Origin of the sequence: Streptomyces ferrugineus (assembly GCF_015160855.1) — a bacterium.
Taxonomy (GTDB): domain Bacteria; phylum Actinomycetota; class Actinomycetes; order Streptomycetales; family Streptomycetaceae; genus Streptomyces; species Streptomyces ferrugineus.
The window spans coordinates 1,405,259-1,419,864 of record NZ_CP063373.1 but is presented as its reverse complement, the minus strand read 5'-3'; the positions used below and the strand labels follow the sequence as shown (position 1 = coordinate 1,419,864).

Annotated in this window: 19 protein-coding genes, 1 tRNA gene and 1 riboswitch; of the genes, 8 read left to right on the top strand and 12 right to left on the bottom strand. The window is 68.5% G+C overall.

Annotated elements, in window-relative coordinates:
- Positions 1-81 precede the first annotated feature (81 nt).
- Positions 82-2,457 carry a transglycosylase domain-containing protein gene (locus IM697_RS06620; protein ID WP_194045592.1) on the top strand — a complete coding sequence of 792 codons (2,376 nt, stop codon included), beginning with the start codon at positions 82-84 and terminating at the stop codon, positions 2,455-2,457.
- On the opposite strand, the gene IM697_RS06615 is transcribed toward IM697_RS06620, so the two are convergent.
- The 3 genes from IM697_RS06615 to IM697_RS06605 all read right to left on the bottom strand — a co-directional run bounded on the left by IM697_RS06615 (position 2,435) and on the right by IM697_RS06605 (position 3,646).
- Positions 2,435-2,755, bottom strand: a complete 321-nt coding sequence (locus tag IM697_RS06615; RefSeq protein ID WP_194045590.1) for a DMT family transporter — start codon at positions 2,753-2,755, stop codon at positions 2,435-2,437. The genes IM697_RS06620 and IM697_RS06615 overlap by 23 nt on opposite strands.
- 34 nt (positions 2,756-2,789) lie before the next feature.
- Positions 2,790-2,858, bottom strand: a riboswitch (guanidine-III (ykkC-III) riboswitch).
- 47 nt (positions 2,859-2,905) lie between these two features.
- Positions 2,906-3,262: a GroES family chaperonin gene (locus IM697_RS06610; RefSeq protein WP_194045588.1), complete on the bottom strand. Its 357-nt coding sequence runs from the start codon at positions 3,260-3,262 to the stop codon at positions 2,906-2,908.
- Positions 3,263-3,316: 54 nt separating this feature from the next.
- Complete coding sequence (locus IM697_RS06605) at positions 3,317-3,646, bottom strand: DUF3618 domain-containing protein (RefSeq protein WP_194045587.1); 330 nt, start codon at positions 3,644-3,646, stop codon at positions 3,317-3,319.
- A 95-nt stretch (positions 3,647-3,741) separates the two neighbouring features.
- Between IM697_RS06605 and bcp the strand changes: the two genes are divergently transcribed.
- Positions 3,742-4,209 (top strand): thioredoxin-dependent thiol peroxidase, encoded by a 468-nt coding sequence (gene bcp, locus IM697_RS06600; RefSeq protein WP_194045585.1) that lies wholly within the window; start codon positions 3,742-3,744, stop codon positions 4,207-4,209.
- Here bcp and IM697_RS06595 read toward each other — a convergent pair.
- Positions 4,190-4,702, bottom strand: coding sequence for a GNAT family N-acetyltransferase (locus IM697_RS06595; protein ID WP_194045583.1), 513 nt, complete (start codon positions 4,700-4,702; stop codon positions 4,190-4,192). The two genes, bcp and IM697_RS06595, sit on opposite strands and share 20 nt — an antisense overlap.
- A 145-nt stretch (positions 4,703-4,847) precedes the next feature.
- Between IM697_RS06595 and IM697_RS44485 the strand changes: the two genes are divergently transcribed.
- The 3 genes from IM697_RS44485 to IM697_RS06585 all read left to right on the top strand — a co-directional run bounded on the left by IM697_RS44485 (position 4,848) and on the right by IM697_RS06585 (position 6,417).
- A complete protein-coding gene (locus IM697_RS44485; protein WP_228044886.1) occupies positions 4,848-5,474 on the top strand; it encodes an HNH endonuclease signature motif containing protein in 627 nt (208 codons plus the stop codon).
- A 29-nt stretch (positions 5,475-5,503) separates the two neighbouring features.
- A complete protein-coding gene (locus tag IM697_RS06590; RefSeq protein ID WP_228044529.1) occupies positions 5,504-6,331 on the top strand; it encodes an HNH endonuclease in 828 nt (275 codons plus the stop codon).
- Between the two features lie 10 nt (positions 6,332-6,341).
- Positions 6,342-6,417: transfer RNA gene (locus tag IM697_RS06585), tRNA-Leu, on the top strand.
- A 45-nt stretch (positions 6,418-6,462) separates the two neighbouring features.
- On the opposite strand, the gene rdgB is transcribed toward IM697_RS06585, so the two are convergent.
- The 4 genes from rdgB to IM697_RS06565 all read right to left on the bottom strand — a co-directional run bounded on the left by rdgB (position 6,463) and on the right by IM697_RS06565 (position 8,717).
- Entirely contained in the window at positions 6,463-7,065 is a 603-nt protein-coding gene (gene rdgB / locus IM697_RS06580) for an RdgB/HAM1 family non-canonical purine NTP pyrophosphatase (RefSeq protein ID WP_194045579.1), read from the bottom strand.
- A gap of 34 nt (positions 7,066-7,099) precedes the next feature.
- The gene (locus IM697_RS06575; RefSeq protein WP_194045578.1) at positions 7,100-7,504 is read right to left on the bottom strand and encodes a hypothetical protein; all 405 of its coding nucleotides are present in this window, start codon (positions 7,502-7,504) and stop codon (positions 7,100-7,102) included.
- A gap of 149 nt (positions 7,505-7,653) precedes the next feature.
- On the bottom strand, positions 7,654-8,409 hold the full coding sequence (gene rph, locus IM697_RS06570; protein ID WP_194045577.1) for a ribonuclease PH: 756 nt from the start codon (positions 8,407-8,409) through the stop codon (positions 7,654-7,656).
- A 74-nt stretch (positions 8,410-8,483) separates the two neighbouring features.
- A complete protein-coding gene (locus IM697_RS06565; RefSeq protein ID WP_194045576.1) occupies positions 8,484-8,717 on the bottom strand; it encodes a PTS sugar transporter subunit IIB in 234 nt (77 codons plus the stop codon).
- A 127-nt stretch (positions 8,718-8,844) separates the two neighbouring features.
- Between IM697_RS06565 and IM697_RS06560 the strand changes: the two genes are divergently transcribed.
- Together IM697_RS06560 and IM697_RS06555 are read left to right on the top strand one after the other, a co-directional pair.
- Positions 8,845-10,134, top strand: a complete 1,290-nt coding sequence (locus IM697_RS06560; RefSeq protein WP_194045575.1) for a PTS transporter subunit EIIC — start codon at positions 8,845-8,847, stop codon at positions 10,132-10,134.
- A gap of 112 nt (positions 10,135-10,246) precedes the next feature.
- On the top strand, positions 10,247-11,500 hold the full coding sequence (locus IM697_RS06555; protein WP_194045574.1) for a PTS transporter subunit EIIC: 1,254 nt from the start codon (positions 10,247-10,249) through the stop codon (positions 11,498-11,500).
- Between the two features lie 114 nt (positions 11,501-11,614).
- On the opposite strand, the gene IM697_RS06550 is transcribed toward IM697_RS06555, so the two are convergent.
- Positions 11,615-12,367, bottom strand: a complete 753-nt coding sequence (locus IM697_RS06550) for an MBL fold metallo-hydrolase (protein ID WP_194045573.1) — start codon at positions 12,365-12,367, stop codon at positions 11,615-11,617.
- Between the two features lie 283 nt (positions 12,368-12,650).
- Between IM697_RS06550 and IM697_RS06545 the strand changes: the two genes are divergently transcribed.
- Positions 12,651-13,103 carry a type II toxin-antitoxin system PemK/MazF family toxin gene (locus IM697_RS06545; RefSeq protein WP_194045571.1) on the top strand — a complete coding sequence of 151 codons (453 nt, stop codon included), beginning with the start codon at positions 12,651-12,653 and terminating at the stop codon, positions 13,101-13,103.
- A 22-nt stretch (positions 13,104-13,125) separates the two neighbouring features.
- Here IM697_RS06545 and IM697_RS06540 read toward each other — a convergent pair whose 3' ends face one another.
- The 3 genes from IM697_RS06540 to IM697_RS45660 all read right to left on the bottom strand — a co-directional run bounded on the left by IM697_RS06540 (position 13,126) and on the right by IM697_RS45660 (position 14,573).
- The gene (locus tag IM697_RS06540; protein WP_194045569.1) at positions 13,126-14,076 is read right to left on the bottom strand and encodes a PLP-dependent cysteine synthase family protein; all 951 of its coding nucleotides are present in this window, start codon (positions 14,074-14,076) and stop codon (positions 13,126-13,128) included.
- A 6-nt stretch (positions 14,077-14,082) separates the two neighbouring features.
- Entirely contained in the window at positions 14,083-14,361 is a 279-nt protein-coding gene (locus tag IM697_RS06535; protein ID WP_194045567.1) for a MoaD/ThiS family protein, read from the bottom strand.
- 116 nt (positions 14,362-14,477) lie between these two features.
- Complete coding sequence (locus IM697_RS45660; RefSeq protein ID WP_316959376.1) at positions 14,478-14,573, bottom strand: putative leader peptide; 96 nt, start codon at positions 14,571-14,573, stop codon at positions 14,478-14,480.
- Positions 14,574-14,606 lie beyond the last annotated feature (33 nt).

Here is a 14,606-nt window from a genome sequence, read left to right as displayed (position 1 = left end):
GCGAGAGTCTTCAATGGGGGCGCAGCAGGCGTACGAGGGCGTACGGGAACGTACGACGCGAAACAGGAGTCCGTGCACGACATGAGCGACGAGCCGCAGCCGCGACAGCAGCCGACCGGGAAGCCCGAGCGGCCCAGACGGACGGGCTGGCGGCGGATCATCCCGACCTGGCGCATGGTGCTCGGCACCTTCGTCGTCGGCGTGCTGCTGCTCGTCGGCCTGTTCTTCCTCGGCTACTCCCTGGTCAAGATCCCGCCGGCCAACGGGCTCGCCACCAAGCAGGCCAACGTCTACATGTACGCGGACGGCTCCGTGATCGCCCGCGACGGCGAGGTCAACCGGGAGAACGTCACCCTCGCGCAGATGTCCAAGGACGCCCAGCACGCGATCCTGGCCGCCGAGGACCGCGACTTCTACACCGAGTCCGCCGTCGACCCCAAGGCGATGCTGCGGGCCGCCTGGAACACGGCGACGGGCAAGGGCAAGCAGTCCGGCTCCACGATCACCCAGCAGTACGTGAAGAACTACTACCTGCGCCAGGAGCAGACCGTCACCCGCAAGGTGAAGGAGTTCTTCATCTCGATCAAGCTGGACCGCGAGAAGAGCAAGGCCGAGATCCTCGAGGGCTACCTCAACACCAGCTTCTTCGGCCGCAACGCCTACGGCATCCAGGCCGCCGCCCAGGCCTACTACGGCATGGACGCCAAGGACCTCGACCCGGCCCGCGCCGCCTATCTGGCCGCGCTGGTCAACGCGCCCAGCGAGTACGACGTCGTCGCCCACCCGGAGAACAAGTCCGCGGCCGTCGCCCGCTGGAACTACGTCCTGGACGGCATGGTCACCAAGGGCTGGCTCAGCGAGTCGAAGCGGGCCGGCATGAAGTTCCCGATGCCGAAGGAGGCCACGGCCGCCACCAACCTGTCCGGGCAGCGCGGCTACATCGTGCGGATCGTGAAGGACTATCTGATCCAGCAGAAGATCGCCAGCGAGGAGGAGCTGGAGGCCGGCGGCTACCGCATCACCACCACCCTGCAGAAGGACAAGCAGAACGCCTTCGTCGACGCCGTCAACGACAAGCTGATGTCCAAGCTGGACAAGAAGAACAACAAGGTCGACAACAACGTCCGCGCGGGCGGCGCCTCCGTCGACCCGAAGACCGGCAAGGTCGTCGCGATGTACAACGGCATCGACTACGTCAAGCAGTACACCCCCAACGCCACCCGGCGGGACTTCCAGGTCGGCTCCACCTTCAAGCCGTTCGTGTTCACCTCGGCCGTGGAGAACGGCTCGACCACCCAGGACGGCCGTCAGATCACCCCGAACACGATCTACGACGGCACCAACAAGCGCCCGGTCCAGGGCTGGACCGGCGCTTACGACCCGGCGAACGAGGACGACGTCTCCTACGGCGACATCTCGGTGCGCGAGGCCACCGACAAGTCCGTCAACTCGGTGTACGCGCAGATGGCCGTCGACGTGGGCCCGCAGAAGGTGAAGGACACCGCGGTCGACCTCGGCCTGCCCGCCGCCACCCCGGAGCTGTACCCGTCCCCGTCCATCGCGCTCGGCGTGGCCACCGCCAGCGTCCTGGACATGGCCGAGGCCTACGCGACCCTCGCCAACCACGGCAAGCACGGCACGTACACCATGATCGAGAAGATCACCAAGGACGGCGCCGACGTCGTCGAGCTGCCCGAGCGCAAGACCTCGCAGGTCATCAGCCGCGAGGCCGCCGACACCACGACCTCCGTCCTGCAGAGCGTCGTCGACAACGGCACCGCCACCGCCGCCCAGGCCGCCGGCCGGCCCGCGGCGGGCAAGACCGGTACGGCGGAGGAGGACACCGCCGCCTGGTTCGCCGGGTACACCCCCGACCTCGCCACCGTGGTCGCCGTCATGGGCCAGGACCCGGTCACGGCCAAGCACGAGTCGCTGTACGGCGTGATGGGCCTCGACCGGATCAACGGCGGCGGCGCGCCCACGGAGATCTGGGCCCAGTACACGCAGGAGGCCCTGAAGGGGAAGCCGGCCACCGACTTCGACCTGGAGCTCCAGGAGGGCTCCGAGGTGCCCCAGTACCCGACGACGGATCCGACCGAGGGCGACGAGGACAGCGGCGACCAGGACGACGGCGGCAGCACCGGGGACACCACGACCGGCGGCCAGGACACCGAGGGCCAGACCGGGGGCGAGACGCCGGGCGAGACGGACGGCGGCACCACGGGTGAGCCCACGGACGGCGGCACGAGCGACGGCGGTACGACCGGTGACACCTCCACCGGCGGCACCTCCGACGGCGGCACGACCGACGGCGGCACCACGGGCGAGACCAGTACCGGCGGGACGGACACCGGCGGCAGCACGGCAGGCGACACCTCCACCGGCGGTACGGACATCGGCGGCGGAGAGACGACGGGCACTGTGCGCGGCCCGATCAGTGACCGCCGGTCGCCTTGAGGCCCACCACGGCGACCAGCAGCAGACAGACGAAGAAGATCCGCGCGGCGGTCGCCGGCTCCCCCAGCGCCACCATGCCGACCACCGCCGCACCCGCCGCCCCGATGCCCACCCACACGCCGTAGGCGGTGCCGATGGGCAGGGACCGCGCGGCGTACGACAGCAGCAGCATGCTGGCGACGATGCCGGCGCCGGTGAGCAGGCTGGGGACGGGGCGGGTGAAGCCGTCGGTGTACTTCAGGCCGATGGACCAGCCGACCTCGAGCAGACCGGCGACGACGAGCAGGACCCAGGCCATGACGAGCACCCTTCGCGAAGACGGAAAACCTGGCGGTGCGTCGTCTTTGCGTTCACCCGGTACGGCGCGTCTCGTCGGGTCCTTCAAAGCTAGCAAGGAAACCGCGAAAGGGGCCGGTGACGATGGTCACCGGCCCCTCGAACCGCAGAATTACAGGTAGAGCCCGGTCGAGTCCTCCGACCCCTCGAACCGGTCGGCGGCCACGGCGTGCAGATCACGCTCCCGCATGAGCACGTACGGGACGCCGCGCACCTCGACCTCGGCACGGTCCTCCGGGTCGTACAGGACCCGGTCGCCGGGCTCCACGGTCCGTACGTTCTGCCCCACCGCGACGACCTCGGCCCAGGCCAGCCGGCGGCCGACGGCCGCGGTGGCGGGGATCAGGATGCCGCCACCGGAACGCCGCTCGCCCTCGCTGGTGTCCTGCCGCACGAGTACACGGTCGTGCAGCATCCGGATGGGCAGCTTGTCGTGCTGGGTGCTGTGCTCGTTTCTGTTGGCGCTCACGCCTTGAACCTACCTGCCTTTGCCGCCCGCGTACCTCGCCGGGTCCGCCGCCGCTCAGCGCCTGCGGCGCCGGGAGCCGAATGTCAGCAGCCCCACGACGCCCACGGCGACGAGCGCGACGGGCACGATCCGCTCCAGCCGGGGCGCGCCCTCGTCGTCGGTGAACTTGGCCTTCACATCGCTCACCACCCGGTTGACCTCGACGTAGGCCCGTCCGAGGGTGTGGTCGATGTTCGAGACGACCTTGGCCTTCGCGTCGCCGACGATCGTCCTGGGGTGCACCCGCACCCCGATCTCGTCGAGGGTCTCGGCCAACGCTGCGCGGCGGGCCTTGATGTCCGCCTCGATCTGCGCCGGGGTTCTGGTGTCCGACGTGTCCGCCACCGTACGGCCTCCGAAGTGAAGCTGATGCTGTTTCCGGACAGTCTGTCAGCTCCACGCCGGACCGCACTGTCAGGCTCCCCGGTTACGCTGGTTCGATGAGCGAGCGACTCCAGCCGGGGGACGTGGCCCCCGCCTTCACCCTGCCCGACGCCGACGGCAACGAAGTGTCCCTGTCGGACCACAAGGGCCGCAAGGTCATCGTCTACTTCTACCCGGCCGCCCTGACGCCCGGCTGCACCAAGCAGGCCTGTGACTTCACGGACAACCTGGAGCTGCTGGCCGGCGCCGGCTACGACGTCATCGGCATCTCCCCGGACAAGCCGGAGAAGCTCGCCAAGTTCCGCGACAAGGAGTCCCTGAAGGTCACCCTGCTCGCCGACCCGGAGAAGTCCGTCACCGAGTCCTACGGGGCCTACGGCGAGAAGAAGAACTACGGCAAGACCTATCTGGGTGTCATCCGCTCCACGGTGGTCGTGGACGAGGAGGGCAAGGTCGAGCGGGCGCTGTACAACGTGCGGGCGACCGGCCATGTGGCCAAGATCATCAAGGACCTGGGTATCTGAACGAGATCCAGACGTCGGGAGGCAGGTCGGCCCGCCCCGGCACCGGCCTGCGCTCCTCGCTCCAGGCACCCGGCGCGAGTTCTTCGGCGACCCTGCGCCAGAAGCGGACCGCGCCCGCGTTGGCGTCCTGAAAGGCGATTTCCCAGGGCCCCGGATGCCGCGCCACGACCTGTCGTACGGCCCGCAGGCCGACGCCCGCCCGCCGGGCCCCGCGCACCACGAAGAAGCTGTTCAGCACGTGCACGGGTGCGCCGAGGGCGCGCACGAAGGCGAACCCGGCGGGGCGGCCGCCGCTCTCGAAGAGATACGGCGCCCAGTCGGCGGCGTCGGAGAAGGCGGCCTCCAGCCGCTCGGTGCGGAAGGTGCCGTCGGGGTTGGGCAGTTGCCCGTCGAACTCCGACATGTCGTGCCGGAACAGAAGCCAGAGGCGTTCGACGGTGGGACGGTCGTCGGGAGTGGCTGGGCGCACATGCGCCGAACTGTGAATGGTCATGAAAAAAGCCTCCCGGGGTGTTCGGTTGCCCGAGCCCGGAAGGCTTACCTGGTGATCCAGACCATATCAGCCGTGCCGTGACCGTCCGACAGACGGTTCGTTGCTCCGTACGGGTCATGAACGTGTGACCGAGAACGGAGAGGCCATGGCCGTCAGGTACACCCGCGAACTGCTGGAGGAAGCAGCCCGCGAGACGAGGCACATCGACGAGGCCGTTCGGTGGTGCGGCGGCAGACCGACCCCCGGGAGCAGGCGCTACCTGCGCCAGAAGATGACCGAGGCCGGCATAGACATCTCGCACTTCGCTACGAATCAGGTCCGGCACACGGAAGAGCACCTACGCGCGGCCGTAGCGGTGTCGACCAGCATGAGGGACGTCGTGCGCCACCTCGGGATCAGCCAGGTCGGGGGTAATCAGACCCATATCAGTCGCCGCATCGTCGCGCTCGGAATCGACACCTCCCACTTCGCCCCTACACGCAAGAGTCGTCCGAAGGGATCACTCGGCGGCCCGCTCACTTTGCGTAGCCCCGAGGACGGAAGGGTCCCTGGTGAGCGACTGCTCCGAGAGCTTCTGCGTTCCGGAGTCCGTGAAGTCTGCGCGATGTGCGGCACCGGGCCGGAGTGGAACAGCAAACCTCTTCGCCTCGAAGTCGACCACATCAGCGGTGCCTGGTGGGACAACCGCCCGGAGAATCTGCGGTTGCTATGTCCCAACTGTCATGCCACGACCGACACTTACCGGGGCCGCCGGAGGCCGAGTGGCGCATGAGAACTCCCAAGTACCCCAGGGACGTACTGATGAGGACCGCGGCCGCCTCAAACAGCCTTGTGGATCTGATGCGCAGGCTGGGCACGCCGATGGGCAGCCGTCCTCGGCGCTACCTGCTCCACAGGCTGGAGCACTATGGGATCAATACCTCGCACTTCATCGAAGAGCCACTTCCGCCCCGAGAGAAGCGGTCCTATGCACGCGATCTGCTGGAAGAGGCGGCAGCCCGGTCGCACAGCATCCGCGAAATGTTCGAGTACCTGGGCTATCCACCCGAGGACAGCCCCTACGGGCTCGTCAGGAAGCGACTGGATCAATTCGGCATCGACACGTCGCACTTCACCCGTGGTCGCGGACGCAGTCTCGAAGACCTTCCCCGGGACGTTCTCGCATCGGCGGCCGCTCGAGCCACCAGCGTTTCCGGCGTACTCAAGATCCTCGGCTATCGCGACAACAATGGCAGCGCCCGCGCACGAGTGAAGCGCACTCTGGAAGCACACGGCATCGCCACTGATCACTTCACCGGGCAAGGCCACTATCGCGGCTCCGCATCGCGGCACCGAAAGACCCCCGATCAGATCCTGCGACGAGAGGCCCCGGGCTCGAACCGTACTAAGACTGCCCTGCTACGACGCGCTCTCGAAGATCTCGGTGTCCCGCACGTCTGTGCCGAGTGCGGAATCGGCGACATCTGGCAGGGCAAACGCCTGGTCCTGGAGATCGATCACCTCAACGGTGACCGGCTGGACAACCGCCGCGAAAACCTCCGGTATCTGTGCCCTTCCTGCCACAGCCAGACGGACACCTACGCGAATCGATCTCGCCGCACACCGGCTCCCCAAGGGCCGGTAGAGTAGGCGGCGCTGCGGGCCCGTACCCCAGCTGGTCAAGAGGGCGCCGTTTTAGGTGCGGTGTGTCGTGGGTTCGAGTCCCACCGGGCCCACCCTGCGAAGGGCGCCGCACCAATGAGGTGCGGCGCCCTTCAGCGTCAGCCCAACAACTCCCGAACCACCGGCACCAACGCCCTGAACGCCTTCCCCCGATGGCTGATCGCGTTCTTCTCCTCGGGGCTCAGCTCGGCGCAGGTGCGGCTCTCGCCCTCCGGCTGGAGGATCGGGTCGTACCCGAATCCGTTCGTGCCGACGGCGGCGTGCCGCAGGGTGCCCTTGAGCTGACCCTCGACCACCCGCTCCGTGCCGTCCGGCAGGGCGAGCGCCGCCGCGCAGGCGAAGTGGGCGCCGCGGTGGGCGTCGTCGATGTCGGCGAGCTGGGCCAGCAGCAGCTCCAGGTTGGCCTTGTCGTCGCCGTGCCGGCCGGCCCAGCGGGCCGAGAAGATGCCGGGGGCGCCGTTCAGGACGTCGACGCACAGGCCGGAGTCGTCGGCGACGGCGGGCAGGCCGGTCGCCCGGGCCAGGGCGTGTGCCTTGAGCAGCGCGTTCTCGGCGAAGGTGACGCCGGTCTCCTTGACGTCGGGGATGTCCGGGTAGGCGTCCGCGCCGACGAGGTCGTGGGGCAGACCTGCGTCGGCGAGGATCGTCCTGAGCTCGGTGATCTTTCCGGCGTTGCGGGTGGCGAGGATGAGGCGGGTCATGCCCTTCAGTATCCAGGGCCCGCCGGACGCCCGGTTACGACGTGCAGACCTTCGTCAACTCGCCGGCCGCGTCCGTGACCGGGCTGACGTCCGGGGTCGAGTCGCCGTTCTCGACGGACTCCCGGACGTTGGTGACGGCCTTCTGGAGGTCGTCCACCGCCTTGTTGACGTCGGCGTCGTCCGTCTTGTCGCCGATCTTGTCGAGGTTCTTGTCGATGGAGGTCAGGGACTCCTCGAGCTGGGTCGGGTCGTTCGACGCGTTCTCCACGGCCTGCTGGAGTTCGGTGACGCTGTCGGCGATGGCGTCGGCGGTCTGGACGCAGTCCAGCGCCTTGTCGACGGCGTCGCAGCCGGTGGTCAGCCCGGCCGTCAGCCCGACGGCGGCGATGGCTGCGGCGGCTATGGCGATACGGCTCCGGCGGCGTCGGCTCGTGGCCATGGGTGACGTTCCCTCCCTGCTCAGGCCTCGCAGGCCCCCGTGCGGTCACTGGCCGGGCGTACAGCGATCAAGCCATACGCCCGTACCCCTAGTGACGCGAGGAAAGGCGGCGCGGTTGCCCGAAGGCGCGGCTCTTCTTGGTGCGTCCTTTACTTTTCGAGGACGGTATCAAGTGCCTTGCGCTGGAGTTCCGCCAGCTCCCCGCAGCCCGAAACCGCGAGGTCCAGCAGGGCGTTGAGCTCCTCGCGGGCGAACGGCTCGGCCTCGGCGGTGCCCTGGACCTCGACGAAGCGGCCGTCGCCGGTGCAGACGACGTTCATGTCGGTGTCGGCCTTGACGTCCTCCTCGTAGCAGAGGTCGAGCAGCGGCACACCGCCGACGATGCCGACCGAGACGGCGCTGACGGTGCCGGTGATCGGCTTGCGGCCGGCCTTGATCAGCTTCTTGCCCTGGGCCCAGGCGACGGCGTCGGCCAACGCCACATACGCGCCGGTGATCGCCGCCGTGCGGGTGCCGCCGTCGGCCTGGAGGACGTCGCAGTCGAGGACGACGGTGTTCTCGCCGAGCGCCTTGTAGTCGATGACCGCGCGCAGGGAGCGGCCGATGAGGCGGCTGATCTCGTGCGTACGGCCGCCGATCTTGCCCCGGACGGATTCGCGGTCGCCGCGGGTGTTGGTGGCGCGGGGCAGCATGGCGTACTCCGCGGTGACCCAGCCCTCGCCGCTGCCCTTGCGCCAGCGCGGGACGCCTTCGGTGAAGGAGGCGGTGCACAGGACCTTCGTGTCGCCGAAGGAGACGAGGACGGAGCCCTCCGCGTGCTTGCTCCAGGCGCGTTCGATGGTGACCGGGCGGAGCTGCTCGGGAGTGCGGCCGTCGATTCGAGAGAGTGAGGAGGTGGCTGCCATGCCGTGAGCCTAGCCCCCCATGCGGAAGGGGCCCCTCCCGCGGTGGGAAGAGACCCCTTCGGTGAGCGCGAGGCTCACATCATGTCTTCGATCTCCGCCGCGATCGGGTCGGCGTCGGTGCCGATGACGACCTGGACGGCGGTGCCCATCTTCACGACGCCGTGGGCGCCTGCGGCCTTCAGGGCGGCCTCGTCGACCAGCGAGGCGTCACTGACCTCGGTGCGGAGCCGGGTGATGCAGCCCTCGATCTCCTCGATGTTGTCGATGCCGCCGAGCCCGGCGACGATCTTCTCTGCCTTGCTGGCCATTTCGGTCTCCTCACGCACAGGTGGCCCAACTTCGCGAGCGATTGTGTCGTGCGTACCGAAGGATGACGTCACAGCAACCCAATCGTCCGTAACTGGTCTACACCACCCGACAGGCGGTCGCCAACCCATGAGTGCCGACGGCGAGGTGAGCCCCGCTCGCGCCCGCTGGAACACCGCGTTCCAAGGGCTGCAGAAGATGGGTCGCAGCCTTCAGCTTCCCATCGCCGTGCTGCCGGCCGCGGGCATCCTCAACCGGCTCGGCCAGCCGGACGTGTTCGGGGACGACGGGCTGGGCTGGACCGATGTCTCGAAGGTGATGGCGGGCGCGGGCGGCGCGCTGCTGGACAGCTCGCTGGGGCTGCCGCTGCTGTTCTGCGTGGGTGTGGCCATCGGCATGGCGAAGAAGTCGGACGGCTCGACCGCGCTGGCGGCGGTCGCGGGGTTCCTCGTCTACTACACGGTGCTGCGCCAGTTCCCGGAGGACTGCCCCGAGGGCTCGCGGGCGGTCCCGAACGTCGGCTGCCAGGTGGAAGACGGGACGGTCACCGCCTTCACCTACCAGAACCCGGGCGTCTTCGGCGGCATCGTCATGGGCCTGCTGGCCGCGTTCTTCTGGGCGCGCCATCACCGTACGAAGCTGGTGGACTGGCTCGGCTTCTTCAACGGCCGGCGGCTCGTCCCCATCATCATGGCGTTCGTGGCGATCGCCTTCGCGGCGCTGTGCCTGTGGGTCTGGCCGCCGATCGGTGACGCGCTGGAGAGCTTCAGCGACTGGATGAGCGACCTGGGCGCCTGGGGCGCGGGCGTGTTCGGCGTCGCCAACCGGGCGCTGCTGGTGGTGGGGCTGCACCAGTTCCTCAACGTGCCCATCTGGTTCCAGTTCGGCAGCTACACCAAGCCGGACGGCACGGTGGTGCACGGCGACATCAACATGTTCCTGGCGGGCGACCCGGACGCCGGCCAGTTCACCTCGGGCTTCTTCCCGATCATGATGTTCGCGCTGCCGGCGGCGGCCCTCGCCATCACGCACTGCGCCAAGCCGGGCCGCCGCAAGGAGGTCGGCGGTCTGATGCTGTCGGTGGCGCTGACGTCGTTCGTCACCGGCATCACGGAACCGATCGAGTACTCGTTCCTGTTCATCGCCCCGCTGCTGTATGCCGTGCACGCGCTGCTGACGGGTGTGTCGATGGCGGTGACCTGGGGACTGGGCGTCCACGACGGCTTCAGCTTCTCGGCCGGGCTGATCGACTACATCATCAACTGGAACCTGGCCACGAGACCCTGGGCGATCATTCCGATCGGCCTGGGCTTCGCCGTCCTCTATTACGTGATCTTCCGTTTCGCGATCACGAAGTTCGATCTCAGGACGCCGGGCAGGGAGCCCGAGGAGGACGTGGAGGACGTCACGAAGGTCTGACAAATCCTCGAAAGATCCCACGGGAATCGCGGGTTCCTTATCTCCCCTTCATCGTGCTACAACAGGTCTACACCACTGAGTGGTGTAGACCACCACCCGATGGAGGAAGTCTATGAGCACCGCCACCTCGCCAACGGCGGCCCCCGCGAAGAAGTGGGGATCCGGTCTTTTCCAGGGCCTGCAGAAGGTCGGCCGCAGCCTTCAGCTCCCGATCGCCGTGCTCCCGGCCGCTGGTCTGCTGCTCCGCTTCGGCCAGCCCGACGTGTTCGGCAAGGACGGGCTCGGCTGGGACAAGGTCGCGGCCGTGTTCGCCACCGCCGGTGGCGCGATCTTCGACAACCTGCCGATGCTGTTCTGCATCGGTGTCGCGATCGGCTTCGCCAAGAAGTCGGACGGCTCGACCGCGCTGGCCGCCCTGGTCGGCTTCCTGGTCTACAGCAACGTGCTGAAGGCGTTCCCGGTCACCGAGGCGAAGGTCCAGGCCGGTGCGGACATAGCCGCGACCTACAACAACCCCGGTGTCCTCGGCGGCATCGTCATGGGTCTGCTGTCCGCCGTGCTGTGGCAGCGCTTCCACCGTACCAAGCTGGTCGACTGGCTCGGCTTCTTCAACGGCCGCCGGCTCGTCCCGATCATCATGGCCTTCGTCGGCACCCTCATGGGCGTCTTCTTCGGCCTGGTCTGGGAGCCGGTCGGCGAGGTCATCTCCGACTTCGGCGAGTGGATGACCGGCCTCGGCGCCTTCGGTGCGGGTCTGTTCGGTCTGATCAACCGTGCGCTGATCCCGGTCGGCATGCACCAGTTCGTGAACACCGTCTCCTGGTTCCAGCTCGGCGACTTCAAGGACGCCGCCGGTGAGATCGTGCACGGCGACCTCAACCGCTTCTTCGCCGGTGACCCGACCGCCGGTCAGTTCATGTCGGGCTTCTTCCCGATCATGATGTTCGGTCTGCCCGCCGCCGCGATCGCCATCGCGCACGCCGCCCGTCCCGAGCGCCGCAAGGCCGTGATGGGCATGATGATCTCGCTCGCCCTGACCTCCTTCGTCACCGGCGTCACCGAGCCCATCGAGTTCGCGTTCATGTTCATCGCGCCGGTGCTCTACGTGATCCACGCGGTGCTCACCGCCCTGTCGATGGCGATCACCTGGGCCCTCGGCGTCCACGCGGGCTTCACCTTCTCCGCGGGCTTCATCGACTACGCGCTCAACTGGAACCTGGCGACGAAGCCATGGCTGATCATCCCGATCGGCCTGGTCTTCGCGGCGATCTACTACTCCGTCTTCCGCTTCGCCATCACCAAGTGGAACCTCCCCACCCCGGGCCGCGAGCCCGAGGAGGAGGTCGAGGACCTCACCAAGGCGTGAGAGGCAGGCACGGCATGACGAAGGGCCCCGGAACCGGGAAGGTTCCGGGGCCCTTCGCGCACATACGGGCCTGAACCCCGTACGGGCTGCTGCTCGGCCGGCCGGCCGGACCGGCTAGATCTCGTACGACCGCCTCGGCACCGCCAGCTCCACCGGACCGTCGTAGACCTCGCGCGCGTCGGCGAGGTTGACCTGGGGGTCGGTCCACGGCGGGATGTGGGTGAGGACCAGCCGCCGGACGCCCGCGCGGGCCGCGGTCTGACCTGCCTCACGGCCGTTGAGGTGCAGGTCGGGGATGTTCTCCTTGCCGTGCGTGAAGGCGGCCTCGCACAGGAACAGGTCGGCGTCGCGGGCGAGTTCGTCCAGGGCGGTGCTGATGCCCGTGTCGCCCGAGTAGGTCAGCGTCCTGCCACCGTGCTCGATCCGGATGCCGTAGGCCTCCACCGGGTGGGCCACGCGTTCCGTGTGCACCGTGAACGGGCCGATCTCGAAGGTGGACGGCTTGACCGTGTGGAAGTCGAAGACCTCGCTCATGGAGGAGGCGGTGGGGGTGTCGGCGTAGGCGGTGGTCAGTCGCTGTTCGGTGCCCTCGGGTCCGTAGACCGGGATCGGGTCGCAGCGGCCGCCGTCGTGCCGGTAGTAGCGCGCCACGAAGTACGCGCACATGTCGATGCAGTGGTCGGCGTGCAGATGGCTGAGGAAGATCGCGTCGAGGTCGTAGAGACCGCAGTGGCGCTGCAGCTCGCCCAGGGCGCCGTTGCCCATGTCGAGGAGCAGCCGGAAGCCGTCGGCCTCGACGAGGTAGCTCGAGCAGGCCGATTCCGCGGACGGGAACGACCCCGAGCAGCCGACGACGGTGAGCTTCATGAAACAGAAACCTCCGCTGGCTGGAAATCCAGAGAATCCAGAAGATCGGGAATGGGGCGTCGGGGGTCGTGCGGTTTGTCGAGCGTAAGGCGCAAAACCTCCGGTCGCTCCTCCGCAAAGGTCTGTTGTGGGCGAACTCACCTGTGGTGTCACGCGTTCGGCTGGATACGGGGCGCGAGAAACGGGAGGTGCGTGCGAAGGCTCGTACGGTGTGGTCGCGGGCCGCGGTGCGGGTGTGCGCGAAGGCGCGCGCGGGTGGGTGCGCGCCGGTACCTTCGTCCCTATGGACACGTCCTGGTGGCTGGCGCTCGCGGCGGTGGTACTGCTGGCGCTGGTCGCCACGCTCGTCGACGGGTGGGGGCGCGGTCGGCGTCCCTCGGGGCGGCGGAGCCGGCCGCCCGGGCGGCCCGGGGAGCGGGCGTCGGCTCGTCCGGAGCCCGCGGAGATCTGGTGGGCGAGGGTGCCGTTCGAGGACGGGCCGGGGGCGAAGGACCGGCCGTGTCTGGTGCTGGCGGTGCGCGGGCAGCAGGCAACCGTCGCGAAGATCACCAGCAAGTACCGGGACGAGCGGTACGGGGTCATCCCGCTGCCGCCGGGGGCCGTCGGGGACACCCGTGGCCGGGCGAGCTTCCTGGAGACCGACGAGCTGCGGCACGTGCCGGTGTCGGACTTCCGGCGACGGGTCGGGGTGATGGACCCGGTCGTATGGGACCAGGTCCGTCACCTCTCGTCCTAGGTGTATTGACCCGCGGCGTTGTTCACGCCCAGAGCTGACCCTGGAGTGTCTCGATGGCCGCTTCCGTGGTCGCGGCGGTGTAGACGCCGGTGGAGAGGTACTTCCAGCCGCCGTCGGCGACGACGAACGCGATGTCCGCGCTCTCCCCCGCCTTCAGCGCCTTCTTGCCGACGCCGATCGCCGCGTGCAGGGCGGCGCCGGTGGAGACGCCCGCGAAGATGCCCTCCTGCTGGAGGAGTTCACGGGTGCGGGTGACCGCGTCGGCCGAGCCGACCGAGAAGCGGGTGGTCAGGACGGAGGCGTCGTACAGCTCGGGCACGAAGCCCTCGTCGAGGTTGCGCAGGCCGTAGACGAGGTCGTCGTAGCGCGGCTCAGCGGCGACGATCTTCACGTCGGGCTTGTGCTCGCGCAGGTAGCGGCCGACGCCCATCAGGGTGCCGGTGGTGCCGAGGCCCGCGACGAAGTGGGTGATCGAGGGGAGGTCGGCGAGGATCTCCGGGCCGGTCGTGGCGTAGTGCGCGCCCGCGTTGTCCGGGTTGCCGTACTGGTAGAGCATCACCCAGTCGGGGTGCTCGGCCGCCAGTTCCTTGGCGACCCGTACGGCGGTGTTGGAGCCGCCCGCGGCCGGGCTGGAGATGATCTCCGCGCCCCACATGGCGAGCAGGTCCCGGCGCTCCTGCGAGGTGTTCTCGGGCATCACGCACACGATCCGGTAGCCCTTGAGCTTCGCCGCCATCGCCAGGGAGATGCCGGTGTTGCCGGAGGTGGGCTCCAGGATGGTGCAGCCGGGCGTCAGACGGCCGTCCTTCTCCGCCTGCTCGATCATGTGCAGGGCGGGGCGGTCCTTGACCGAGCCGGTGGGGTTGCGGTCCTCCAGCTTGGCCCAGATGCGGACGTCCTCGGACGGCGACAACCGCGGCAGGCACACCAGAGGGGTGTTGCCCACCGCGGCGAGCGGGGAGTCGTAGCGCATGAGTGATCAGGCCATACCGCCGGCCACGGCCGGCAGGATCGTGACGTTGTCGCCGTCGGACAGCTTGGTCTTGATGCCGTCGAGGAACCGGACGTCCTCGTCGTTCAGGTAGACGTTGACGAAGCGGCGGAGCTGGTCGCCGTCCACGATGCGGGCCTGGATGCCCGCGTGCCGGGTCTCGAGGTCGGTGAACAGCTCGGCGAGGGTGTCACCGCTGCCCTCCACCGCCTTCTGACCGTCGGTGTACTGGCGGAGGATGGTCGGGATGCGGACCTCGATGGCCATGGCTCAGGGCTCCTGTCGGGAGTAGTCAGTCGGGGGCGCGCGGCAGCGCAAGTACAGCGGGGTGGTGCGTGGATGCGGCGCCGCGGCTCACGGCCGTACGGCGGCAGGGTGTCGCGTCAACAGATGGCGCTGGCGAGCCTGCACAGGTCGACGTGCAGCCGCGCCACGAGCAGCATGCCCGGCGTCTTTTCGCTCACGTCGTGGAAAACCATGGGCTCATCGTATCGATTCCCGGTCCGACTTCT